Source organism: Streptomyces flavovariabilis (genome assembly GCF_000725785.1).
GTDB classification, from domain to species: domain Bacteria; phylum Actinomycetota; class Actinomycetes; order Streptomycetales; family Streptomycetaceae; genus Streptomyces; species Streptomyces hawaiiensis.
Genome location: NZ_JNXD01000009.1, coordinates 118,037 through 142,904, shown reverse-complemented (window position 1 = coordinate 142,904; position 24,868 = coordinate 118,037). Strand labels below are relative to the sequence as shown.

General features: G+C 70.7%; 17 protein-coding genes. 6 read left to right on the top strand and 11 right to left on the bottom strand.

From position 1 onward, the window contains the following. Positions 1-32: 32 nt before the first annotated feature. On the top strand, positions 33-1,280 hold the full coding sequence (locus IO24_RS0117595; protein WP_031136796.1) for an MFS transporter: 1,248 nt from the start codon (positions 33-35) through the stop codon (positions 1,278-1,280). Positions 1,281-1,326: 46 nt separating this feature from the next. Here IO24_RS0117595 and IO24_RS0117590 read toward each other — a convergent pair whose 3' ends face one another. Next, positions 1,327-2,760 (bottom strand): serine/threonine protein kinase, encoded by a 1,434-nt coding sequence (locus tag IO24_RS0117590; RefSeq protein WP_031136794.1) that lies wholly within the window; start codon positions 2,758-2,760, stop codon positions 1,327-1,329. A 129-nt stretch (positions 2,761-2,889) separates the two neighbouring features. On the opposite strand from IO24_RS0117590, the gene IO24_RS40730 reads away from it, so the two are divergent. Beyond that, positions 2,890-3,501: a hypothetical protein gene (locus IO24_RS40730; RefSeq protein WP_157851263.1), complete on the top strand. Its 612-nt coding sequence runs from the start codon at positions 2,890-2,892 to the stop codon at positions 3,499-3,501. A 323-nt stretch (positions 3,502-3,824) separates the two neighbouring features. On the opposite strand, the gene IO24_RS0117580 is transcribed toward IO24_RS40730, so the two are convergent. From IO24_RS0117580 to tap, 4 genes are all read right to left on the bottom strand, one after another. Then, complete coding sequence (locus IO24_RS0117580; protein WP_031136791.1) at positions 3,825-5,357, bottom strand: fused MFS/spermidine synthase; 1,533 nt, start codon at positions 5,355-5,357, stop codon at positions 3,825-3,827. A 133-nt stretch (positions 5,358-5,490) separates the two neighbouring features. Beyond that, complete coding sequence (locus IO24_RS0117575; RefSeq protein WP_031136790.1) at positions 5,491-5,733, bottom strand: hypothetical protein; 243 nt, start codon at positions 5,731-5,733, stop codon at positions 5,491-5,493. Positions 5,734-5,879: 146 nt separating this feature from the next. After that, entirely contained in the window at positions 5,880-6,437 is a 558-nt protein-coding gene (gene tpg / locus IO24_RS0117570) for a telomere-protecting terminal protein Tpg (RefSeq protein WP_031136788.1), read from the bottom strand. Between the two features lie 10 nt (positions 6,438-6,447). Further along, positions 6,448-8,676, bottom strand: a complete 2,229-nt coding sequence (tap, locus tag IO24_RS0117565) for a telomere-associated protein Tap (protein ID WP_031136786.1) — start codon at positions 8,674-8,676, stop codon at positions 6,448-6,450. 220 nt (positions 8,677-8,896) lie between these two features. On the opposite strand from tap, the gene IO24_RS0117560 reads away from it, so the two are divergent. Both IO24_RS0117560 and IO24_RS0117555 read left to right on the top strand, forming a co-directional pair. Continuing rightward, the gene (locus tag IO24_RS0117560; protein WP_031136784.1) at positions 8,897-10,072 is read left to right on the top strand and encodes a spore photoproduct lyase family protein; all 1,176 of its coding nucleotides are present in this window, start codon (positions 8,897-8,899) and stop codon (positions 10,070-10,072) included. A 975-nt stretch (positions 10,073-11,047) separates the two neighbouring features. Beyond that, a complete protein-coding gene (locus IO24_RS0117555) occupies positions 11,048-11,704 on the top strand; it encodes a hypothetical protein (protein ID WP_031136783.1) in 657 nt (218 codons plus the stop codon). A 204-nt stretch (positions 11,705-11,908) separates the two neighbouring features. Here the strand turns inward: IO24_RS0117555 and IO24_RS0117550 are convergent, their stop codons facing one another. The 5 genes from IO24_RS0117550 to IO24_RS0117530 all read right to left on the bottom strand — a co-directional run bounded on the left by IO24_RS0117550 (position 11,909) and on the right by IO24_RS0117530 (position 17,947). Next, positions 11,909-13,645, bottom strand: coding sequence for an MGH1-like glycoside hydrolase domain-containing protein (locus IO24_RS0117550; protein WP_031136782.1), 1,737 nt, complete (start codon positions 13,643-13,645; stop codon positions 11,909-11,911). Positions 13,646-13,726: 81 nt separating this feature from the next. Then, complete coding sequence (locus IO24_RS0117545) at positions 13,727-14,551, bottom strand: carbohydrate ABC transporter permease (protein WP_031136780.1); 825 nt, start codon at positions 14,549-14,551, stop codon at positions 13,727-13,729. Further along, positions 14,548-15,531 carry a carbohydrate ABC transporter permease gene (locus IO24_RS0117540; protein ID WP_031136777.1) on the bottom strand — a complete coding sequence of 328 codons (984 nt, stop codon included), beginning with the start codon at positions 15,529-15,531 and terminating at the stop codon, positions 14,548-14,550. Before IO24_RS0117540 ends, IO24_RS0117545 begins: the two co-directional genes overlap by 4 nt. A 10-nt stretch (positions 15,532-15,541) precedes the next feature. After that, a complete protein-coding gene (locus IO24_RS0117535; RefSeq protein ID WP_031136775.1) occupies positions 15,542-16,783 on the bottom strand; it encodes a sugar ABC transporter substrate-binding protein in 1,242 nt (413 codons plus the stop codon). Between the two features lie 135 nt (positions 16,784-16,918). After that, entirely contained in the window at positions 16,919-17,947 is a 1,029-nt protein-coding gene (locus IO24_RS0117530) for a LacI family DNA-binding transcriptional regulator (RefSeq protein ID WP_031136774.1), read from the bottom strand. A 463-nt stretch (positions 17,948-18,410) separates the two neighbouring features. On the opposite strand from IO24_RS0117530, the gene IO24_RS0117525 reads away from it, so the two are divergent. Next, entirely contained in the window at positions 18,411-22,064 is a 3,654-nt protein-coding gene (locus tag IO24_RS0117525) for a LamG-like jellyroll fold domain-containing protein (RefSeq protein ID WP_045296377.1), read from the top strand. A gap of 150 nt (positions 22,065-22,214) precedes the next feature. On the opposite strand, the gene IO24_RS0117520 is transcribed toward IO24_RS0117525, so the two are convergent. Further along, on the bottom strand, positions 22,215-23,480 hold the full coding sequence (locus IO24_RS0117520; protein ID WP_045296374.1) for an MFS transporter: 1,266 nt from the start codon (positions 23,478-23,480) through the stop codon (positions 22,215-22,217). 56 nt (positions 23,481-23,536) lie between these two features. Between IO24_RS0117520 and IO24_RS0117515 the strand changes: the two genes are divergently transcribed. Then, the gene (locus tag IO24_RS0117515; RefSeq protein ID WP_037667973.1) at positions 23,537-24,856 is read left to right on the top strand and encodes an aminotransferase class I/II-fold pyridoxal phosphate-dependent enzyme; all 1,320 of its coding nucleotides are present in this window, start codon (positions 23,537-23,539) and stop codon (positions 24,854-24,856) included. Positions 24,857-24,868: the final 12 nt, after the last annotated feature.

Sequence of the window (24,868 nt, the reverse complement as noted above, 5' to 3'; positions counted from 1 at the left end):
GGGCGCGCCGCCCAGCACCAACGATCAGGCGCATGCCTGCCGCCCTGGCGCCTCTGCGCCACCGCCCGTTCCGTCACCTCTTCATCGGTACGACGGCCAACCTGCTCGGCAGCGGAGTGGCCCCGATCGCCCTGGCGTTCGCCGTGCTCGACGCGACCGGCTCGGTCGGCTCGCTGGGGTTGGTGGTCGGCTCCCACTCACTCACCAGCATTCTCTTCCTGCTGTTCGGCGGGGTGCTGGCGGACCGGCTGCCGCGCGGCCCGCTGCTGGTGGGCAGCAGCATGGTCAGCGCCGCGAGCCAGGCGCTGATCGCCGCCCTGGTCCTCACCCACAGCGCCGCCATCCCCCTGCTGATGGTGCTCGCCGCGGTCAACGGGGCGTCAAGTTCCTGCTATCAGCCCGCCGCCCAGGCCCTGCTGCCGCAGACCGTGCCGGCCGAGTCCCGCCGCGCCGCCCTCGCGCTCTCCCGGATCGCGGGCAGCAGCGCGACGATCGCGGGCGCCTCACTGGGCGGAGTACTGGTCGCCGCGGTCGGCCCCGGCTGGGGCCTGGCCGTCGACGCCCTCAGCTTCGCGCTCGCCGCCGCGTCCTTCGCGCTGATCCGCGTCCGGGTCGCGCCACCCGCCCCCAGCCCCGGCCTGGTGCATGAACTGCGCATCGGCTGGCAGGAGTTCACCTCCCGCAGCTGGGTGTGGGTGATCGTGGTGGCCTTCTGCTTCCTCAACGCCGGTTACACCGCCTCGTTCACCGTCCTCGGCCCGGCCGTCGCCGACACCACCGGGATCGGGCGCACCGGCTGGGGCCTGGCCGTCGCGGCGACCTCACTCGGCGCGGTCGCCGGCGGTGTGCTGTCGCTGCTCTGGCGGCCCCGGCGCGCGATCCTGGTCGGCTGCGCGCTGATGGGCCTGACGGCGATGACCCCGCTGCTGCTCGCTCTCGCCCCGTATACCTGGGTGCTGGTCGTGGCCAACTTCGTTGCGGGCGTGGGCGTCGAGCAGGCCGGCGTCGCCTGGTACGCGACCCTCAACGAGCAGATCCCCGAAAGCCGCCTTGCCCGCGTCTACGCCTACGACGACCTCGGCTCCTACCTCGCCCTCCCGCTCGCCCAGTTCACGGCCGGACCCGCCGTACTCCTGCTCGGCCTCCATGCCACGCTCTACGCGGCCGCCGCGCTCATCCTCCTCGCCACCCTCGCCATGGTCGCCACCCCCTCCGTCCGCGCGCTGGTCCCGGAGACCGCCGAACCGCTGCCCGTCTCCGAAGATCCGGTGCCTCGCTGAGCCCGGCAGTGACGTGTACGACCGCCGCCTCGGCGTTTCCTGCCCCTTACTTGGCATGTGCCGGCTTCTTGCCCTTCTGGTTCGTGCGGGCCTGCCCCGGCGGTTGGTCGGGAGCCTTTGCCCTGCCTTTCGCGACCGCGTCGGCCGCGGCCTGCTCCGCGGTGTGGGGCGTGGAGGCGGTGCGGGTGGTGGGCCGTGACCTGCCGGAGGGCGGATGGACGGCGCGCAGGAGGGCGGCATCACTCGGCGGCGGAGCCGAGACAGAGGGGCTGCGTGAAGGCGGGGTCGCCGGCGCAGAAGACGTGTCGTCGTTGTGAGCGGCCGATTCCGGAGGCTTGGAAGGGGCGACCGGGTCAGGGGCGGACGGGGCCGCTTCGCCTGCGCCGTCATGGTGTGAGAAGCCGTCGGTCAGCACGAGGCCGGCGGCGAGAAGGGCGGCCAGTGCAGCCGCCGCCCCACGCGTTCGGAAGCGGCCGGGTGGGGAAGCGGACGAAGACACCCCCTCGGGGAGACCTGTTGAGCCGCTCGAGCTTCCGGGTGTTGTCGCGGCGGGCGACAGGCTCCGGTGTGTGCGGTCGGCGTGATCCGCGGCTGTGGGAGGTATGGCGCTGAGCACTGGCCGGGTGACGGATGCAGCAGGGTTGGCCGTGCTCGTTCCGGAGAGACGGGTCAGGGCTTGGGCGCAGTCGCCCGCCGTGGGGCGAGCTTGTTCTTCCAGGCCGGTCATGTCCCGAAGGAGGGTGGCGAAGCCGTCGGGCAGGAAATCCGGGAGAACGGGCGGGCGGTGCAGGCGTGCTATGGCGGCTTCCAGAGGGCCGCCGTCGTATTCGAGTCGTCCGGTGAGGCTTTCGAGGAGGACCAGGCCGAGGGCGTAGATGTCGGCGGGCCGGCCGACGGGCCGGCCCAGCACCTGCTCTGGGGAGAGATAGGCCGCCGTGCCGGTCAGGGTACCGGTGGCGGTGCGGGTGGTCGCGTCCAGCAGCCGGGAGATGCCGAAGTCCGTCAGATGGGGGCGGCCGGAGGAGTCCAGGATGATGTTGGACGGTTTGACGTCCCGATGGACGATCCCCTCTCCATGGGCGTGAGCCAGAGCCTCGGCCAAAGCCGCGCCGAGCGCGGCCGCCGCCTCGCAGGACAGGGGGCCCTCGGCGATGCGGGATTTCAGGGTACGTCCGTCGATCAGCTGCATGACCAGGAAGGCATCGCCGTCATGGTGTCCGGCGTCAAAGGCGGTCACCAGTCGCGGGTGGTGCATCCGGGCCAGGATCACAGCCTCGCTCCGGAACGCCTCTTCCGTGTCGAAGCCGGTACCGGCGCGGAAGACCTTCACGGCAACGGGCCGCCGCAGCCGCAGATCGAACCCGCGGTACACGTCAGCCGAGCCGCCCGAACCGATCAGCGCATCCAGCCGGTAGCGGCCCCCCAGAATCCGGGCACAGCCCCGAAAAGCCCGGGCGCTCCGCACCTCGCGCAATCCCACCTCGATCTCCCCACTCCGCACACTCGCACCGCTCGGACACCCGTCGTCGACGGGCCGCCGAACGCAGGTACCCACCTATCCGCCGCTTGCACAACGGGCGGCAGCGGACCTGCGGACCTGTGCCGGGCCTTGGGCGCAGACCCCTCCGAGTACCGGGCATTGTGGGAAGCAGCCACCCCCACCGGCCAGGAGACGTCAGCCTCCACCGGCAACGTCGAAGCCGCCGGTCCCTCACCCTTCCCCCGCTTCACCGTCCGGCGTCTGCTGCGCGGGCCGTGGCCCCGGCGTCGGGTCGTCACAGCGGCCCTCACGGCTGTCGCCACGAGCGCACTCGCGGCAGCCCTGCTGCTTCTGCTCCCCCCGCAGGACGGTCCCGGCGCCACGCCCGCGCAGGGCGCCGCGGGCAGCACAAGCTCAGGCGGCAGTGCCGGCGTCGTCGTCCACAACGTCGAGAAGGCATGCCAGGAACCCCGCACGCACACGTGCGCCCTGTCGCTGGCCTACAACCCCTATCGCCCCTACACGACGACCAACTCCGCCCGCCGCGTCTGGCACCACGACCTCCTCCGAGCTCGCTGCACCATCGCCAACGGCGTCACCGTCACCGACGAGAACCACCAGCACACCAGCATCTGGGTCCAGGTCACACATCAGGGTCAGCTCCTCTGGCTGCCCGGAATCCGCGCCCGCCCCGACCATCTGACCCAACTCACCACCGTCCTGCCCACCTGCGTCCCATAGGCCCGGTCAGTCGCGACCTCGTATGGGCGGGCGGGGTGGCGTACGACGGGGCTCCGCCGTCAGCCGCCCGGCCGGATGACCGCGCGCACGCAGCCGTCCGTCTTGTCCTTGAACATCTCGTACGCCCGCGGCGACGTCCTTCGGACAGCAGGAGTACGGCCCTGGGCGGCCCTTCCCCGGTGCGCGGCGATGAGCGCCGGTACGCCACGAGTAACCCCTCGGGTGCGGTGCGACCTCGCCGAAGTCCTTGCCCTCGACGTGTTGCCTCACGGACGGTCGGCATCTCCCGCCCTGGCCGTGCGGGCACCGCGGCCCTCACTCTGTCACTGGCCGCTCTGCGGGCTGTAGGGCTGCAGGAGCTGGTCCACGGGTGCGTGATCGTCGGTGAGGACTTGAGCAGCGCCGGTCCAGGACGTGAGGTCCTCGCCGGCGGTGATCTTCCAGCCGGTTCGCCGGGCGTCTAGCGCCCTTTGGATCGCGCTGAGGTCGACCGGCTGATCGGAGGCGAGCGCCACCAGATTGCCGCCGTCGGATGCCGCGGTCGGGCCCAGGCCGATATCGGCGGGTTCGCCGAGGAGGGCGACATGCTCGAAGGTCTCGCCGAGGGTGGCCACTTCGGCGCGTGCGAAGTCCATACCCCCGTGATCGATGAGGTTGGCAACGTACAGGCCCTCTTCGTTGAGCACCCGTCGTACATCCGTCATCGCTTCCACGGTGGTGAGGTGCCACGGCACGCTGACACCCCCGAAGGCGTCCCCGACGACGAGGTCACGGCTGTCGCTGCCGAGTTGCCGCAGGCCGAGCCTGCCGTCCTCGACGCGTACGTCGATACCGCCTTCCGAGCGCAGACCGAGTCGGTCGTGGTTGATGCGCACGACCCCGCGATCGATCTCGGAGACGAGGCTTCGCGTTCCAGGTCGGGTGGCCGCAAGGTAACGGGGAAGGGTGAGTCCACCGCCGCCCAGGTGGTGGGCGACCAGTGGCTCACGTTGCGGAAAGGCGGCATCGACCACCGACGCGATGGCGCGCACATACTCGAACCTCAGATGGGTCGGCTCGTCGATGTCGACGTAGGAGTGCCGCAGGCCGTCCAGAACGAGGGTGCGCCCGTCGCCCCCGTCAGGGTCCGAAACGACCCGCGCGCAGTGGTACTTGGTCTCCACGTCGCAGCCCCCGGGCGCGACCGTGGCGGCGAGGCCGCCGGCTGCGACCACGAGTGCCAGGGTTGGGGTGCCGCGCCACCCGCGCGTTCGCCATTCGACCCACGCCGAGCCGGCCACCAGCAGTGCTCCCAGGCCGAGCAGTATGCCGCTGACCGACAACCGCGACACGAGGACGAAGCCGGTGAGCACGGTGCCGACGATGGCGCCGACGGTGCCGATGCCCGAGAGCCGGCCGACGACCGTGCCGGTCTCCGCCAGGCTGGTGAGACGCAGCTTCGTCACGAACGGCGTCACCGCGGAGAGCAGCGCCCCCGGCACCAGGATGGTCAGCGACGCGATGACCAAGAGCACCGCCGGCGCCCACTCCGCGGTGGTGCGCAACACCGCGGGGGTGAGCGCCACCACCGCTCCGGACACTCCCAGCGAAGGGCCGATGAGCCGCCGTGGATCGACCTGGTCCGCGATGTGCCCGCCCAACCAGGAGCCGAAGGCGATCGCTGTGAGCGCGATGCCGATCACCAAGGTGCTGGTCTCGAGGGTCAGGCCCAGGTAGGGAGCGAGCAGCCGCAGGGCGACGATCTCGACCACCAGAACCGCTGCCGAGGACCCGAACACCAGTATCGCGGCGGCGCGTGGGCCCAGACCGTCACGGGGCGTGGTCTCTACGACAGGCGACGAAGGCGATCCGGTCACGGGCGACATTCTCGCATGCGGCTCATCGGCCGAACGGCTCCGTGCGAATCCTCTCAACTCGCGGACGGGGGGCGGCTCGACGTGGCGGCAGGCCGGGGCCGCCGGTGAGGGCCCCGGCTGTACCGGGCCGGGCTCAGACGCGGTCGGCCGCGATCAGGACGTACGGGAAGGAGCCGTCCCGGTAGGACTCGATGAACGCCTTCTCGCGTGGATGGCCGTGGCGGGCACCATGCCCCGGTACCGGTCGGTCATAGCCGAGGCAGGTGAGGTCGGTGCCGGGCAGGCGGTGTTCGGCGAGAAGTGTGGTGACAGCGTCGCGGAAGGCGGCGTCCCGGTCGACCAGGGTGTTGTCGAGGTCCAGCATCAGCAACGGCACGACCGGCAGTAGATCACCGGCGGTGGTCCCGGGGCAGACCGGTTTTGCTGGGCCACCAACTTGCCGCACGTGTGAGGGCCGGCCACGGGACCGCAGAGGGCCCGCCGCCCGGGGTGACCATCAGAGGACTCTCAGGCGACGCTGGGTCATAGGTCGAACTCGACGTGCTCGATGTCGGTGAAGCGGACCTCCTCCAGGTCGCCGGCCCGGCGGCCGCCGTCCTGGAAGTACACCTCTTTGAGGGCTTCGGCGGCGATCTGCTGAAGCTGCTGTTCGGTGGCTCCCTGCTCCTGGGCGTTGAAGAGGCGGGCGGCGTGGTGGGGCGGCAGCGCTACCGTCAGGTGCCGGAGCCGGTCCTCGTCCGTTGTGCCGATCGGGGCGGTGTAGCCGATCCGGGCGCGGGTGTCGATGATGATGCCGCTGGTGGTGGCTGCCTGCTGCCGCGCCTTGGCGCGGATCTGCGGCTGCCACCGCTTCTTCACCTCGGCGTCGAGGCGGGTGGCGAGGTCGGGGCGGGGCTTTTTGATCTGATTTTTGACGTAGCGTTCGACGGTCCGCTGGGAGATGCGCAGCATCTGGGCGACCGCCTTGGTGCCTTTGAGCTGCTTGACCAGGTAACGCATCTGCGCGGGCGCGCTCTTGGGCGCGGGGCGGGTGAATGCCTTGTGCACCGCGGCGTCCAGGCCGTTGCCGAACAGGCTCATCGCGCTCTACCTACTCTCCGGTGTCCTGGTCGGTGACGGTGCCGTCCTTGATGTAGCGGGCGAGGTTGAGTTCGGGGGCGTTGAACTGTTCCCGTACGCCCTCGCCCCACAGCACGCTCTGGGTGCCCTCGTGCTTGACCAGCCCGGGGTTCACTCCCAGTTTGAAGCCGCCCGGCAGCGGCTTGTCGTCCCGGTAGGGCAGGAAGTCCAGTGGCGACGGGCCGTCGGATGCGTAGACGGCGCAGTCCGAGAGGACGGCCACCGGGTACTGCCCGGTGAAGGCGGCGTGCTTGACGATCTTGCGGTGCATGTTGACCCGGGTCCGGGAGATGACGGCGGCACGGATGTCCGGGCGCCAGGTGGGCCGGGCCAGGGCCCGCCACGACTGACCGGGCTTCCAGCCCTCTCCGCGGGGGCGCTCGCGCAGCTTGCCGATGCCGCCCTTCACGGTCGCCTTGATCGCGGACACCACGATCGCCAGTTGAGGGTCACGCTGCCGGTAGCCCTCCATCGCGGCGAGGAACTCCCTTGGCGGCAGGTCCGCGCTCACCCCGAGGTCAGCCATCGTGGCGAGGTAGGCGTCGCGCAGCCGGTTGTACCAGGCGTCCAGGTAGCGGCCGTTGTCGTGGCGGACGTATGCCTCGATCGGGCGCACCTCGTAGCCGAGCTCCACCGCGTACGCCACGGTCGGCGTGGCGTACCAGGCGGGCCCTGTCGGGCGTTCGCCTTTCGGTGTGAACGGGCTGGGCAGCAGGTCACCGTCCAAGTCCGTCCATTCTTTTGCGAGTTTCACGCGGGCGAGGTCGACGTGGCTCAGGTCGACCAGCCAGGAGCCGGGCAGTTTCGCGTCGAAGACGGGGTTCTTGACGTGGTTCGGTGCGCCCAGACCGACGGTGAGGCCGTTGGCGCCGGCGGCGAAGGCCATGTTCACGTCGATGCCCACCAGGTGGCGGCGAAGACATTCGGCGTCGGTGAGCGGCCGCGCCCAGTCGTATGCCTCTTCCACCAGGACCTCAGCCGGGGTGCGGTGGTGGAAGCGAGGCAGGTTCGCCAGGAGTGGGTGGCCGTCGGGGGCCTCGCACGGCGCGCAGTCCACCGGGTTCCTGCCCAGCGAGCCGGGGTTGTGCTCGGAGTGCCGTCGGCCGTCGGCATCGGGCTCGGACGCGCGGGTCGGAGGGTGCAGTGCGGTCATCAGCTCCAGACCGGTCACGGCGGTCGATCCGCGCGGCGTCATCACCCGGGCCGCGTAGGTGCCCAGCAGCCGGGCGAGGTCCGCCGGCGGCAGCTGCCCGGCGTTGGCCCAGTGCCGGGTGTCGAGAGCGTCCCACGACGGGATGCACAACTGCACGCAGGATCGCTCCGCGCCCTGCGCGGGGCGGTAGATCCGTGCCCACGGTCCGAGCCCGCGCTTGGTCAGCTGCCAGTCGGCGCGGGTCAGCTGCTTGATGACCTTGTGGCTTTCCGGCAGCCGCCCGGCCAGGCGCTCCTGCCCGGTGAGCGTGACGGGCAGGCCGTAGCGCTCACACGCGGCCCCGGTCAGCACGACCAGCGGGTCGGCGTCCTTGCCCGGCCCGGACAGCTTCGGCTGGCCGAGCCGCCCCTGGTCGAGCGTCCACTCCACCAGCGCCGGAAGCGACTTGGCGGGCACGTCCAGGACCAGCCCGCCGACGCAGTACGCCAGCACCTGGCCATCTGCGTCGACGTCGACGACCGCGAGCGGGCCGTTGTCGAACCGGGAATCGGTGTTGTTCGCGCTGGTGCCGGCGGGGGCGGCCTTGCGCGCGGCCGGGCGTCGCGATGTCGGCCCGGACGTGGCCGCCGGACGCGGTACAGCCCCGGGGCCGACGGGGCGGCGTGCGGTGTTTCCGGGAGCGTCTTCCGTGGCCGGGCCTGGGGGCGCGGTGCGGGTTTCGGCCGGTTCAGGCACCGATGGCACGGGAGCGGCCGGAACGGCAGGTGTCTCGGGGACCACCGTCTCCTCGGGGGGGACAGGGGCGCTGGCGGGGTACAGCTGGGCGAGCTGCTTGAGCAGGCGGGCGTACGCGTCGCGCTCCGGCGGCCGCGGCTCGGTCTTGCCGGCCTCCCAGCCGCTGACCGTCGCCCGCCGTACCTGCAGTGCGGCGGCCACCTCGTCCAGCGTCAGACCGTGCGCCTGGCGCAGCCGCTTGCGTTCCGCCGGGGGCGGCAGCGGGGAGCGGGACGCGATGAGCGCGTCGACCGCGTCGAACAGCTCGGACATGCAGCACCTCCTGCTCCGCAACCCTAGCGTGGAGCGCACGTTTCGCGTACCAAGCGCGTACGGATGCCGTAAACGGCGGTGAGGTCGGTTGCTGTGATGACCGCCTTCCGAGCCGGCTGGTGGATCTTCGCGCGCGAGGACGCGGCGGTGATGTGTGCCCCGTACAGTTAAGTGAGGGGACCCCCCTCGTCTCCTCGCATCCATCCGTACGGGAGCAGTCATGCACCACCCGTCCGGCAGCCCGGACGACGACTCCGACGCCCTGTTCGGGCTCGACGCCCTCGCCCCACGACCCGCTACGGCCGGCCGGCACCCCTCCTTCCGCACCTCCGCCGCGGCCCGCCGGCTGCTGCCCGTGCGGGAGATCTACGCCGAGCCCGCCGCCGCCACGTCCCCCCGTGGGAGGCAGATCAGTGCCCGGTTCCCCGACGCGCGGGTGACCATGGTGGAGTCCCACTGGCGCATCCCCGGGCTGCACGGCAACGAGGGCAATATCGAGCGCTGGGTGCGTGTCAAAGGGGAGACGCTGGTCCTCGGTGAGAAGAAGACCCTCACCACACGCCCCAACGGCCGGTCGGCGGACTGGATCGCCCCCGGCCCCTCCAACGGCTGCGCCATGGCCTGCGCCTACTGCTACGTGCCCCGGCGCAAGGGGTACGCCAACCCCATCACCGTCTTCACCAACATCGACCGGATCATCGCCCACCTCGCCCGGCACGTGGCGCGGCAGGGCCGCAAGCCCGAGCCGAACCAGTGCGACACACAGGCGTGGGTGTACGACATCGGGGAGAACGGCGACTGTTCGGTGGACGCGCTGATCTGCGACAACACCGCAGATCTGGTGCACGCCTTCCGGCAGTGGCCCACCGCCAAGGCGTCCTTCGCCACCAAGTTCGTCAACCCCGACCTGCTGGCCCTCGATCCGCGTGGTCGCACCCGCGTCCGGTTCTCGCTGATGCCGCCGGACGACGCCCGGCTGCTCGATGTGCGCACCTCTCCCGTCGCCGAGCGTATCGACGCCGCGGCGGACTTTCTGGACGCGGGGTACGAGGTGCACTTCAACCTCTCGCCCGTGGTCGTCCGGCCCGGCTGGCAGGACGCCTGGGCCGAGCTGCTCATCCACCTCGACGACGTCCTGCCGTGGCGGGTGAAGCAGCAGGCGGCGGCAGAGGTGATCATGCTCACCCACAACCGGCAGCTCCATGAGGTCAACCTCGGCTGGCATCCCCGCGCCGAGGAGGTTCTGTGGCAGCCGGAACTCCAGCAGGCAAAGCGCTCCGAGAACGGGGCACTCAACCTCCGCTACCGCACCGGGGTCAAAGGGGAGGCGGTGCAGACCCTGCGCTCCCTGATCGAGCGCCATGCGCCGTGGCTGCGCGTGCGCTATGCGTTCTGAGGGCCGCGAGGGCCGGAACAACGCGGGCGCGGCTCAGGGGGCTGCCGGGTGACCACGAGAACTCGGGCCGCACCTGAGCCGATTAGTTCCGGACGATCCTGATCGATTCCAGTCCAGAACAAGTGCCCCGTGTGGCTCTGAAGGAGCTCTGTTCCCGGTTCGGGCTGCCCGAGGCGGGCGAGTGGCGGCGTTTCGCCTCGGGCGAGTCCCGGCCCTCTTCCTGCGGCGGCGAGGGCGGTCAAGGGCCGTAGACCGCTCTCCACCCCATCCCAGTCTGCTGCGCACCCGTCCGGCCACGGGCATCCAGCACTGGCAGGAGGGTGCCGGCGAGGCGACGGTCCCGGTGCTGGTCCAAGCCGCGGCTCTCGCCGGCCGCCGGCCGATGCGCTCGCCTCGGCGGTCACTGCGGAACTGTCCGCGTACGGCTTGGCCCGCGCTGCCCACAGGCTTCTTCGCCACTCCCCCGTACAGAGATGTGCCCTGGCTGGTGCTGGTCGACGGTCTCGACGAGGTGACCGACCCCGCTGCGCGTCGCGCTGTTGTCAGCACCATCATGGAGATGCGCGACGACGACACAGCCAGTCACTACCGCTTCGCCGTAGCCACGCGCCCCTTGCCCTCCGGCGAGCTCGACGCCTTGGACCGGGCCGCCGGTTCAGGGGCCGGCGGCTCCGGGAGCGCGGAGCGCGTCGCGCGGTACACGTTGCAGCCCTTCACGACCGACGATCTCCCACGTATCGCCCGTTCATGGTTCGAGGCGTTTCAACTGCCCGACGTCGACAGGGTGGTGACGCGGTTTCTCGAATCCTTACCCGGAGGAGTCGGCCCAAGCCGGAACAACCGGCTCCATCGGTCCGTACCATCACTACACCGAGGCATCCTGCGGTACACGCGGCGTCCCACCGGGCCGCCGCCCCCGTCTCCCGACGGGCTCCGCCCGCAGCATGCCTCCCACGCCGAGGAAAGGTCAGCGCCATGTCCGAGACAACAACCCCCGCCACCGAACTGGCATCGCAGTACATCGCCCAAGTGACCGGCGACCTCGAGGCCAACGTCAAGGAGCAGGAACGCATCAGCGCGGAGATCGCCTCCCTTCAGGAAGAGCTTGCCTCTCTGCAGCGCGACCACGGCGTGCTGGTGAGCATGCAGCAGGCACTCGGCATCACCGCGACGCCGGCCGAGTCCGTTTCCGACTCGGCGACTGTCAAGGTGCCCTCTCCGCGGCGGAAGAAGGCCGGCGCCGCGGCCGGCGGGAAGCAGAAGACACAGAAGTCAACCGCCGCGCCGGCGAAGCGGGCGGGAAGGAAGTCGGCGGCCAAGACGGCCGGCACCGCCAAGACGGCCGGCACCGCCAAGGCGGCCGAGCCCACCCTCGTCGAGCTCATCCGGCGTCACCTCGCCGAGCAGAAGGAACCGCGCTCCGCTGCGGAGATCTCCGCAGCGCTCGGCCAGGCCCACCCGCAACGCGACGTCGCGGCCAAGGTCGTCCGGGTCACGCTCGAGGGACTCGTGGCCAAGAGCCAGGCCGAGCGTTCCAAGCAGGGCAGGTCCGTCTTCTACAGCGCGCCCGCCGCTCAGGCGGCCGGCGGTGACCAGGCCGAGGCGCAGACCGAGGACACGGGCGGCAACTGACAGCGCGGGACGGATACGGCCGCGCTGCCGCTGCGGGGAGGAGGAGCCGGGCTTGCCGGTGATGCCGGGGGCCGATGATCAGCCTGTGAGGCACCCCGGAATCCGCTGCCGTCCGGCTCGCTCCGCACGTCCCACCGGGCCGTCACGTTGTCGGCCCTGACGTCCCTGATGGGCTGTCCCGTGGGCCGTGCGGGAGGCGGCCGGTCAGCGGCCGTCTCGGTGTGCGTGTGCTTCGGCGAGGAGGAGATAACTGCTGGCGGTCCAGGTGTAGGCGCGGTCGCGCAGGCCCGTTCCGGTGAGCGCGTCGAAGTTCTCCGCGAAACCGTGGGTTTCGCACAGGGCGCGGAAGCGGGCGCTGATGTCGTCCGCTAGGCGCTCGTGGCCGGCGCGGCGCAGGCCGTCCTCGACGAGGACGGTGGCGGGGGCCCAGATGGGGCCGCGCCAGTAGCCGTCGGCGAGGTAGTGCGGCGAGGTGGGCAGCTCGGTGGCGAGGCCGTACGGCGTGAGGTGGGCCTTGATGTGGTCGGCCAGCGTGCTGCTGACGTGGCCGGGCAGGTGTTCGCCGAGCACGACGGGCATCAGGTCGAGGAGGCTGGAGCTGCTCCAGGTGTCCCCGGTGTCGGCTCCCCGGGCCACGAACCTGTCCGTGTCCCAGAGCTGGTCGAGCAGCGCCGCCTGCGTCTCCTCGGCCTTCTGTGTCCACCGGCGGGCGTCGTCAGGTCTGTCCAATGCGGTGGCCAGGTGGGCCAGTTCGTGGAGCTGGAGGACGAGGAAGGCGGCCAGGTCGGCGGTTTCGATCACCCGCTCGGGGTCGAAGGTGGTGGCGTTGTCCCAGCCGCTGTCGTTGCCGTGCTGGTAGTGGGGCAGGTCGGCGCCGGGTGCTCGCCGTGCGGTGAGCCAGAAGCCGGTCCAGCGTTCCAGCCGGTCGTAGGTCTCGGTGAGCTCGGCGGGGCCGGGGGGTGTGGGCAGGCGGCGGCGCAGGTGGCCGAAGGTCCAGCCGTGGATGGGCGGTTTGACGAAGTTGTAGAGGACCTCGGAGTGGGTGACGGAGTCGGGCAGGGCTCCGCTGTCGTCCTGGTGGTCGAAGGGCAGGGCGAACTGGTCGAGGGCCAGGTCGGGGCAACCGGGTGCGAGGGCCAGGGCGTTGAAGCAGTGGTCCCAGCTCCAGACCTTGTCCATCCAGTGCTTGGACATCAGTACGGCGGGCCGGGTGACCAGCCCTGTGGGGCGTACGGTCGCCGACCAGAGGACGTAGGCGGCGAGTTCGGCGGCGGGGGTGTCGGACGAGCGCCACGGAGCCACCTGGTCGACGAAGTCCGCGAACGAGGTCCGTGCGGACTCGACGATCGCGTCGAACGTCGCCGAGGACGCGTACGGCGGGCGGGCGGTGTCGAGTTCCTCGATGGCGATCTCCCAGTGGCCGTTCCCCTCCGCGGACATGGCGAGGCCACGGTGGCCGCTGCCCAGGGTCTGGGTGCCGGGCGTCCCGGTGACGGTGCCGGACAGCACGGTGACGCGGTAGCGGCGCCCGGTCTCGTAGGACGTGAACACGTGCGCGTCCGCGGCCGGGTCGCGGAAGAAGTACGTTCCGCTGAACGGGGTGAGGGTCTGCGCGGCCGCGTCGACGCTGATGCCCAGGCCGCTCCCCCGCAGGCGCACGGTGTCGGGCGACTCGTAGGAGAGGTCGATGCGTCCGTCCGTGCTGCTCCAGCTGAGCAGACCCGGTGTGGTCTCGACGCGGGCTTCGGTCCGCTCGCCCGTCGCCGCGCCGAGGGGCACGAGGCGCAGGACGGCGTGCATGCCGTTCTGGTGCGAGACGAGGTGGAGGTCCTCGGCGTAGGTCTTCTCCGCCACCACGGGTGAGATGTCGAACCAGGAGCCGTGGGTGCTGAACGGGATGTCGTGGACGGAGAAGGCCGGGCCGGATCGGGCGGCGGTCATGAAGCTGACTCGTTTCTCGAGCAGGGGTCACGGCCGGCTGACCCGCAGGCCGCTCGGTGGTGACGGGGAGGGTGGAAGGGGTCAGTCCTTGACGGCCCCGGCGGTCACACCGGCGGCGACGTAGCGCTGGGCGACGACGAGGATGACCGCGGCGGGCAGCGAGGCCACGACGGCGGTGGCCATGATGGCGTTCCACTCCTGGTTGTTGTTGCCGATGTAGTGGTAGATGCCGAGGGTGATCGGCTCGTGGGCGCCGCCGTTGACGAGGGTGCCTGCGAAGACGAAGTCGGACCAGGACCACAGGAAGGCGAACAGGGAGACCGTGACGACGGCGTTGCGGCTCATCGGCAGGACGACGGACCAGAAGGTCCGCAGGGCCCCCGCCCCGTCGGTCTTCGCGGCCTGGAGCAGTTCGCCGGGGATGCCGGACATGAACGCGGTGAAGATGAGGACGCCGAACGGTACGGCCAGCGTGGAGTCGGCGACGATCAGGCCGGGGACGGACTGGAGCAGGCCGAGCTGGAGGTAGATGGCGTAGAAGCCCATCGCCATGATGATGCCGGGGATCATCTGCGCGGCCAGCAGCACGAAGTTCAGGACGTTGCCGCCGCGTGGGCGCAGCTTGGCCAGGGCGTAGCCGGCGGGTGCGGACAGGGCGACGGTCAGGACGACGGTGCCCAGGCCGATGACGAGGCTGGTGCCGAGGTAGGGCAACTGCTCGTCGAGGACGGTGCGGTAGCCGTCGAGTGTGCCGTGGGCGGGGAAGAGGTCCGGTGGGCTCTTGCGCATGTCACGGTCGGGGGTGAGGGACACGTTGAGCATCCAGTAGACCGGGAAGAGCATGAGCGCGGTCAGCAGCAGGCCGATGGCGGTCTTCCACCATGTGCGTCCGGTGCGTCGGTTCATGACAGCGCCTGCTTTCGCTGGACCTTGAGGTAGATCAGGCCGAACACCAGGGCGGCGACGACCAGCAGGTTGCCGACGGCCGCGCCGGGTCCGAAGGCGGGCAGGAGATTGCCGAAGCCGAGCTGGTAGGACCAGGTGGCGAAGGTGGTCGACGAGTCGGCCGGGCCGCCCTTGGTCATGATCCAGATGATGTCGAAGACCTTGAGGGTGTAGATCAGGCCGAGGAGGAGGGTGATCGCGGACACCGGGCGCAGCAGTGGGAAGGTGATGCGCCAGAACCGCTGCCAGGCGTTCGCGCCGTCGAGGGCGGCGGCTTCGTACAGGTTCGCGGGGATGGACTGCAGGCCGCTGTAGAGCACGACCAGGTTGAAGGGCACGCCGATCCAGATGTTCGCGATGATCACCGAGGTCAGCGACCAGGACGGCGAGGTCAGCCAGTTCACCGGAGCGACGCCGAGGGCGTGCAGGGCGGCGTTGACGATGCCGGAGTCGCTGTTGAGCATCCACGACCAGGTGGACGCCGACACGATCAGCGGCAGCAGCCACGGCACCAGGAACAGGGCCCGCAGGGTGGCCGACAGCCGGAAGTGCTGGGTGAAGAAGACCGCGAGGGCGAGGCCGATGGCGTGCTGGAAGACCAGGCAGACGACGGTGAAGACCGCGGTGTGGAGCAGGGCGGGGGCGAAGGTCGGGTCGTCGAAGACGGTCCGGTAGTTCTCGATGCCCGTGAAGGGCGCGTTGCCCTGGACGAAGGAGCGGACGGTGTAGTTGCGCAGGCTGAGGTCGAGGTTGCGGTAGAGCGGATAGGCGTAGAAGAGGGCCAGGTAGAGGGTCACCGGGGCGAGGAATCCCCAGGCGGCCCACTGCGGGCTGGTCGGACGGCGCGGCGGGCGCGCGGGGTCCGGGGGCGGGGCGGCGGTGGCCGCCCCGTTCCGGACGCGCGCGGACGGATGGTCCGGCGGATGGGTCGTCTGCTTCATCGGGCCCTCGTCACTTGACCGCGGCCTGCGCCGAGGAGAGCGCTTCCTCGGGAGACTTGGCACCGCTGAGGGCGGACTGGACGGCCTTCCACAACTGCTCGGAGATCTTGGGGTACTTGGTGCCCAGGTCGTCGCTGGTGCGTCCCTTGGCCGCCTTGACCGCCTCGACCCACGGCTTCAGCTCGGCGTTCGCCGCGACCTGCTTGTCCTGGACCTCGCCGGTGGGGGCCACGTAGGACAGGGTGGTGTCGGTGTCGTACAGGTTCTGGGTGCTGGTCAGGCAGGTCGCCAGCTTCTGGGAGGTGGCGTAGCGGCCGGTGTCGCCCTGGGTGGGGATGGTGACGAACTCGCCACCGGTCGGGGCGGCGGCGCTGCCCCCGTCGGCGCCCGGTACCGGCAGGACGCCGTAGTCGAAGCCGGCCTTCTTCGCGTTGGCGAGCTGCCATGTCCCGTTCTCGGCGAAGGCGTAGTCACCGCCGGCGAACTCCTGCCAGCTGGTCGTCTGGGTGTTGTTGATGACGGAGTTGGGGGCGTAGCCCCGCTTCAGCCAGTCCTTCCACAGCGAGAGGGCGGATGCGGCCTGGGCGGAGTCCAGTTCGGTCAGCTTCGCGCCCGCGCCCCAGAACCAGGGCAGGAACTGGAAGCTGCCCTCCTCCGTGCCGATCGCGGAGAACGTGATGCCCTTCTTGCCCGCCGCCTTCACCTTGGCCAGCGCGGCCGTCAGCGACTTCCAGTCCTTGACCGAGGCTATGTCGACCCCGGCCTCTTCGAGGACCTTCTTGTTGTAGTAGAGGGCGAGGGTGTTGGCGCCGATCGGGGTGCCGTACGTCTTGCCGTCCGACTGGCCGGCGGCGAGCAGGTTGGGGTCGACCTTCGAGGTGTCCAGCTTGTTGTCCTCGGTGCTGGTGAGCACGCCCGCCTCGGCCAGGGTCGACACCACCGGGTTGTCGACGATGAGGAGGTCCGCGGAGTTGTCCTGCTGGGCGGCCAGCAGCGCCTTGTTCGCCAGGTCGCTGGTGTCGAAGCCGGTCCTCTTGATCGTCACACCGGCTTTGGCACCGCACTCGTCCAGCAGCTTCACCCAGGCCGAGCCCTTGGCGAACTGCGGGTACGGGTCCCAGACGGTGTACGTGCCGCTGTCCGCGCCCTTCGCGTCGGCGCTGCCGGAGCCGGAGGAGCAGGCGGCGCCGGTGACAGCGATGACGGTCGACAGGGCCACCGCGGTGAGTCGGCGCCTTGAGGAGCTGTGCATGGCGGGTCCTTCGTTTGTGGCACACGTGTGCCGTGGGAGGGGTGACTGGGGGGATGCGGGCACTCCGAACGGCGAGGGTGAGGGGGCCGGGTGCTCGGTGAGGAGGGAGCAGAGCGAGGGGGCCGTGCTGTGCGGTCAGGCTTCGGGGAAGGCTGTGCCGGTCGCGGGTCCGGTGCTGGCCCGCAACGAGATCGGCGGCGTGAGCAGATGGTGCCGGCCCGGCGCGGCGGGATGCTCGATCCGTTCGACGAGCAGGTCGACCGCGCGACGGCCCATCTCCTCCGCCGGTACGTCCGCCGCGGTGAGCTGCGGGGTGACCGTCTCCGCCCACCGGCTCGCGACGATTCCGGTGACGGAGAAGTCGCGCGGCACATGGCGGCCGGCCCGGGCGAGTCCCCGGTACAGGCCGCCCAGTGCGGCCTCGTTCAGAGTGACCAGTGCGGTGGTGGCCGGGTCGTCGTGCAGGATGTGCTCCAGGCATGCCTGGCCGGACGCCGCGTCGTCCCCGCAGCAGTACGTCCGTACCGTGAGCCCGCGTTCCGCCGCGGCCTTGGTGAAGCCGTCCAGGCCGCGGTGCGCGGACTCGTACCCGGCCCGCAGGAGCTGTTCGGGCCGGTTGACGAAGGCGACCCGGCGGTGGCCGAGGTCGGCGAGGTGGTGGACGCACGCCGCCGCGAGCGCGGTGTGGTCCAGACCGACCCACCAGCCGCTCTCCGGATGCGCGGTGCGGCCGATGGCGACGGAGGGGAAGTCCAGTTCGGCCAGGTGATCGACCCGGTCGTCCGCCAGCCTGATCTCCATGAGGATCGCCCCGTCGACCCTCCGCTCCCCCAGCAGCCGCTGGAACGAACGGTCGCTGTCGACACCGCTGGGCGACAGCAGCACGTCGTAGTCGTGCGCCGCCGCGGCCTCCACGACACTGCCGATGAAGTCCAGCTGCATCCCGGTGTAGTGGTTGCCCGCCGGGGGGAAGACCAGGCCGATCGTGCTGGTCCGCCCGTTGGCCAGGGCGCGCGCGCTGGCATTGGGCCGGTAGCCCAGCTCATCGATGACCTGCTGGATCTTGCGACGGGTCTCCTCCGACACCGAGCGCTTGCCGCTCAGCGCGTAGGACACGGTGCTCCGCGAGACACCGGCTCGCTTGGCGATCTCACCGATGTTCACGGCGGCTCCTTGCTCGAACCGGTTCGACACCTCGTGGGAGGAAGCACTCGCCGGTCGTACGGGTGAGGGATGGACGGGGGGACGCTGTCCGGCTGTCGAACCGGTTCGCGTGAAGCGACGGTAGGAACTGGCCGAACAACTGTCAACACCTTGGACCACGGTTTCCCGGCCTGCCTGCGAGGCGGGTAATTCCTTGTGCCGGAGGGATTGCTGGCCGGGTTTCGCGGTGCTAGCTTCGCGAACCGGTTCGACGAAGTGATCCTTCCGGCAAACCTGCGCTCCTTCCGTACCCCCCGGGGAGACGAGCTGCCGCGCCCGCCCTCGCAGAAGTACCTGCGGCCCATGGAATCGAACCGATTCGACCTCATCACCCACGCACTCTCCGCCGGGCCACCCCGTGTACGAGCAGCCGACGGACTCCGGCCGGCCGCAACCGCCCACTCAAGGATTGAGGACGCCATCCATGCCATCCGCTGACAGATCCGCCCGGCGACGGGCACCCGCCGCCGTGACGCTGGCCCTCGGCGCGGGCCTACTGGCCGCACCGGCCGGTCCCGCGCAGGCGGCCGAGGCGCCCCGGCCCGCCGCCCGCTACACCTTCGACCAGGACGACATGGCGTCCGGGAAGATCGCCGACAGTTCCGGCAACGGTCTGACCGCAGACCTGGTGAACGGCTCCACCGCCCGGCCCGTCGAAGGCACGGACGGAGGCAAGGCCCTCGCCCTGCCCGGCGGTGCGGCCGACTCCGGCGGCGCGTACGTCCGTCTGCCCCGCGCTGTGGTCGGCGACGCAGCCGACCTGACCGTCTCCGCCCGCGTGAAGTGGAGCGGCGACAAGTCGCCCTGGCAGCGGATCTTCGACCTGGGTACCAACACCACCAAGTACCTCTTCAGCACCCCCTACAACGGCAGCGGGCTGTTCCAGACCTCGGTGACGACCGGCGGAGGGGGCGCCGAGGCACAGGTCCGCGGCTACGCGCCGCTCCCCGCGAACGAGTGGCGGACCGTCACCGTCACCCTGGACACCTCTGCGGGCCGGCTCACCACCTACCTCGACGGTGTGCCGGTCTCCTCCGCCGAGACCGCCATCAAGGCCAAGGACCTGCTGGAGGGTTCGGCCACCACCGCCGGGTACATAGGCAAGTCCTTCTACCCGGACCCGCTGCTCAAGGGCGCGATCGACGACTTCACCGTGTGGCACGCGGCGCTGAGCGCGGAGCAGGTGGCCGGTACGGTCGGGACCGTGCCCACCCTCCAGCAGCTCTCGAAGACGTCCTTCGAGGCACGCACCACGACCGGGACCGCCCCGGCCCTGCCCGCCGCCGTCCGCGCCTCCTTCTCCGACGGCTACGACCGCGACACACCCGTCACCTGGGACGCCGTTCCCTCCGAGAAGTACGCCGCACCCGGCACCTTCACGGTTGCCGGAACCGCGGCCGGGCGCGCGGTGAAGGCCACTGTCACCGTGGTCCGCGAGGGACAGCTCACCGTCGACCTCGGCTCGGACACCGGCGCGTTCCACGGCGGCGCCTCCGGCACGCTCTACGGCGTGTACGGGCCGGACGTCCCGACCAACAACCTCATGGAGGGCATGGGTCTGCGCACGGTCTCCACCAAGGCGCAGGACGGTCCGCAGCACCCCGGTGCCGACGCCCTGGAGGTGGTGAAGCCGCTGGCCGACTCGACCGACGGTGACGTGTACATCTACATGACCGACATCCACCGCGGCTTCCCGTACCAGTGGCCGGGCGACACTCCCGAGGAGAAGCTCAAGCTCTACAAGGAGAAGATCGCCGAGCAGGTCGACCAGGTCCTCGAACTGCCGGAGCAGTACCAGGACAACATCGTCTTCGTGCCGTTCAACGAGCCCGAGGGCAACATGTTCGGCACCGGCGAGTGGAGCTACAACAAGGTCAGCTGGCTCAGCGACCCCGACGACTTCCTCGCCGCCTGGGACGACGCGTACAAGCTCATCAAGGCCAGGATGCCGAGCGCCCGCATCGCCGGGCCCAACACCAGCGTCCTGTACGACCAGGTGAAGGGCTTCCTCACCCACACCCTGGCCGCGGGCACCCTCCCGGACGTCGTCACCTGGCACGAGCTGAGCCACCCGGAGGCGGTACGCCAGAGCGTCGCCAAGTACCGGGCGTGGGAGAAGGACCTGTTCGAGGGCACCGAGCGCGCAGGCACGCAACTCCCCGTCAACATCAACGAGTACGCCTTCAACTACCACACGTCCGTGCCCGGCCAGATGATCCAGTGGGTGTCCGCGATCGAGGAGTCCAAGGTCGACGCCGACATCGCCTACTGGAACATCGACGGCAACCTCTCCGACTCCGCGGTGCAGTCGGGCCGCGGCAACGGCCAGTGGTGGCTGCTGAACTCGTACGCCTCGATGAGCGGCCACACCGTGAAGGTGTCTCCGCCGTTCCCGGGCGAGAACTACACCATGCAGGGCGTCGCCACCCTCGACGAGAAGAAGAAGCAGTCCCGGCTGATCTTCGGCGGCTCCACGGGCAAGGGCCACGTCACCTTCGCCGACGTCCCGAAGAAGGTCTTCGGCACACGTGTGCACGCCTGGGTGCGGGAGATCGAGTGGAGCGGGCAGGTCGGAGACTCGTCCGGCCCGAAACTCGTCGCGGAGACGAACCTGAAGGTCGGTGCCGACGGCACGGTCGCCCTCGACTTCGGCGACGGCGCCCTGCCGAAGCTGAAGGAGTCCTCGGCCTACGAGGTCGTCCTCAGCCCTGCCGGTGAGGCGCGGGGCACGCAGGCGCCGCCCGTGCGCTGGCAGTCCTCGTACGAGGCGGAGGACGCCGCGCACACCGGATCCGGCTGGTCGAAGAACGGCCCGGAAGGCTCGCCGCGTGACGTGTCGAAGTTCTACACCTCCGGCGGCTACGACGTCGGCGGTCTGCGCACCGGCTCGGACGTCACCCTCGACTTCACCGTGAACGTGCCCGAGGACGGCACCTACGACCTGAGCGTCTTCGCCAACTCCCTCAACACCTACGACAAGGTCGAGGAGCAAGGCCCCACCAACGTCTTCCTACGGGTGGACGGCAAGGCCGACGGCGAGCAGGAGCTGAGCCTTCCGCTCGGCTACAAGTGGGTCGTCTGGGACCACACCGACACCGAGGTGAAGCTCACGAAGGGCAAGCACACCCTGACGCTCGCCGCGAAGAGCGCCGACGGCAAGCGCGCCACGAAGGGCGACGCCATCGTCGACCGGCTCACCCTGTCCCTCCCCCGCGCCTCGGCGGACACGCAGGTGTACGAGGGTGAACTGGCCTGGGCGGGCGGCGGGGCACGCCCGGTCTACGACCTCCCCGAGCCGGCCACCACCGGCTCGGGCGCGGTCCGCCTCGCGAAGGGCCAGACCGCCACGTTCTGGGTCTACTCGCCGGCCGACCGCGAGGCCACCCTCCACGTCGACACCCTCGGCGGAACGGGCGCCCGGCTCTCCGTCAACGGCCACGACGTGATGCGCCTGGCCAAGGGCCGCAGCAGCGCGGCGGTCTCCCTCTCCGGCGGCGTCAACAAGGTGACCGTGACGGGAGGCGCCTCCCCAACTCTCGTCGACCGCCTCACGGTCACGCCGACCCGGGGCACGCTGCCCACGCGCACCTACGAGGCCGGGAGCGCCGCCCTCGCCGGCTCGGCCGCACTCGCCCCGCTCTCCCTCGCCACCGACGGCACGGCGATCACGGGCATCGGCGGGGCCCCCGGCAACGGCAACACCGCGACGTTCACCGTCTCGGCCGACCGGGCCGGCCTGTACGCGCTGCGCATCCGCTACTCCAACCCGGAGCAGTCGGAGGCCACCCACTACAACCCCGACCCGCTCGCCCGCCACGCCGACATCAGCGTCAACGGCGGCACCGCACGGCGCGTCGGCTTCCCGCACAGCTTCCACCGGAACAACTTCTGGGAGCTGACCGTCCCCGTACAGCTGAAGAAGGGGAAGAACACGATCGGCTTCCGCTCCGAGGAGCTGCCCAACTTCGACGGCACCACCTACGCCTCGGACACCTTCCCCGGCGTGCTGCTCCGCTCCCGCTACGCGCCGCTGATCGACCGGATCACCGTCGCCCCGTACGCGCGTGAGGTGCGCTGAGGTGATGCCCTCCGTGGCGGTGTGACGCGCGAACGCCCGGTCCGTCGTGGTCGACGGACCGGGCGTCCCCCTGTGCGCTCTTCGGACTTCCATGACAGCTCGGGGCGTCGAAGCGGCGCACGTCGTCGGGATCCTCACCGGCGCGGGCGGTCAGGGGTTCCCGACCGAGGCAGGGGGCGTCGGCAAGGGGCTTGCGGTGAGACGCTCTCGGACCAGACGGTGCTGGGCGATGCAGGTCAGTGCGACGGCGGTACCGAAGGCCGCCCAGCCGAAGGGACCGCTGGCGATGGCGGCGGTGACGGCAAGTGGTCCCACGCTGCGCTGGGCGGACTGCGCCATGCCGTGGACTCCCAGATAGGCGCCCTGCGCCGTGTCGGGCGCGAGGGCGACGGAGAGTTCCCAGGAGACGATGGCGTGGAGCATCTCGGCCAGCGTGAACAGGACCGCCGAAGCGGTGAGCAGCAGCGTGGCGGCAAGGGGGCCTGCGGTCGCGGAGAAGGCCATGGTGGCGCCGCCGAACACGAAGGCGGCCGAAAGCGGGAGCAAGAGGGACCGGGCGGCCGGCGTGGTGGCGCCGAACCGGGCGAGCGGGACTTGCAGGACCACCACCATCACGTTGTTGAGGACCATCAGCAAGGGCGCGAGGCCGTCGGGGGCGGTACTGGTGTGGGCGATCCACAGCGGCAGGCCGATCTTGAAGACGGCGTCGTCGAGGAAGAGGACCGTTTCGGTGGTGACGTACGCGAGGTACGTGCGGTCGCGCCAGGGGTTGGCCCGTTCGATCGCGTGCGGGACGTCCGTGGAGGCGGCGACCCTTCTGGACGGTGAGGGCGGTTCGCCGCAGCGCAGAACGATCAGGGCACAGGCGACGAAGGAGAGGGCGTCCCCCACAAGGAGCCACTGGTATGCGTCGTGGGAGCCGACGGCGAGGGCGGCCGCGGCCGTGAGACCGCCCAGAGCCCAGCCGGCGTTGGCGACGGTGCGGTGGACGGCCTGGTAGCGAACGCGGTCCGGTCCGGCGACGCGGGTGGCATAGAGCTTGGTGAGGACGCTGGAGGCCCGGTCTCCGAAGCTGCCGACTGCGGAGTAGGCGAGAAGCAGGACGTAGTCGTCCGTGGTGAGCAGGGCGAGGGAGGCGAGGGAGCGCGCGAGTTGCGTGACGACCAGGACTCGGGTGAGGGGTAAGCGATCGGCGATGCGGCCGGCCAGCGGCGCTCCGGCGATTCCGACGGCGCCGGCGGTGGCGGCGAGGGTGCCGATCTCCGTGACGGTGAGGGCGGAGACGTAGGTGAAGTAGAGGACGGAGACGGATGCCCACAGGCCGCTGCCGATGCGGTCGACGAGGGCGGCGACGACAAGTCTGCGCCCGTCCGATCCCCCGGGTATCCGTTTCGACCAGGCGATCGCGCGGCTCATCGAACGCACTGCTCCCCCCTTGCATTCCGATTATGTACTGGTACATAATGTTGGATGTGGCAACACAATATGGGCTGAGTGGTACGACAGCCAAGGGAATTGCCGCGTCCGTCGAACGGAGCGTGGCCGAAGGGACGTTGGGTCCGGGGAGCGCCCTGCCTCCGGTGCGGCGGCTGGCGGACGAGCTCGGGGTGAGTCCCGGGACTGTCGCCGCGGCTTACCAGGAACTGCGCCGGCGCGGGATCGTGATGACGCGCGGCCGGGCCGGCACGGTGGTGGCCCCCGCGCCGGCCGTCGCATCCCGGCGACCCCCCAGGGCCCCCGAAGGCCTGCGGAACCTGGCCGACGGCCACCCGGATCACCGGCTGCTTCCCGGCCGTCTGCCCACATCGCGCCTGTCCCCCGCGGCCCGGTCGCACCGGGCGACACCCAGGCAGGCACGCTTGGAGGAGACCGTGCGCGCGTGGTTCCGCTCCGACGGCGTACCGGTGGACCATGTGACCTTCGCCCACGGGGCGCTGGATCTGATCGCGCGGTTGATGTCCGTCGAGCTGCGGCCCGGTGACGCCGTCGCCATGGAGGACCCCGGCTACCACCATCTGCTGGATCTGGTCACAGCTCTGGGATTGCGGGCGGTGCCCGTGGCCGTGGACGACCAGGGCATACGCCCCGATGCCCTGCGTGGCGCGCTGCGGGCCGGTGTGCGGGCTCTGGTGTGCAGTCCCAGGGCGCAGAATCCGTACGGCGGCTGCTTCTCCGCCGAGCGCAGGGATGCGCTGGTCGGCCTGCTCCGGGAAGAACCCGAGGTGCTGGTCGTGGAGAACGACCACGCCTCCGCGGTCGCCGACGCGCCCTTGCACACGCTGACCGCCGGAGGGTTGACGCGTTGGGTGCACGTGCGGACGGTGAGCAAGTTTCTGGGGCCCGATCTGCGGTGGGCCGCGGCGGCCTGCGACCCGATCACGCTGGCCCGGCACGACGGACGGCTGCTGCTGACGTCGGGCTGGGTCAGCCATCTGCTCCAGGAGGCGGTGCACGGACTCCTGACCGACGACGGCACGCGCGCGTTGGTGGCCCGCGCGAGGGAGGTGTACACGCAACGCCGTAACGCGCTGATCGAGCAGCTGCGAACGCGTGGGGTAGCGGGGCACGGAGCCGGCGGCATGAACGTGTGGGTGCCGGTCCGTGACGAGTCCGCCGTGGTCAACGGGCTGCGCTCGCACGGCTGGTGGGTGGCGGCCGGGGCACGGTTCAGGTTGTCGTCCCCTCCGGGTGTGCGGATCTCCGTCGCCGGCCTGGAGCCGGCCGAGGCGGTGCGGCTGGCCTCGGACTTCACCACCGTGCTCGGTGAGTCCGAGGCCACGTACGGAGGCTGACGACTCGTCGGG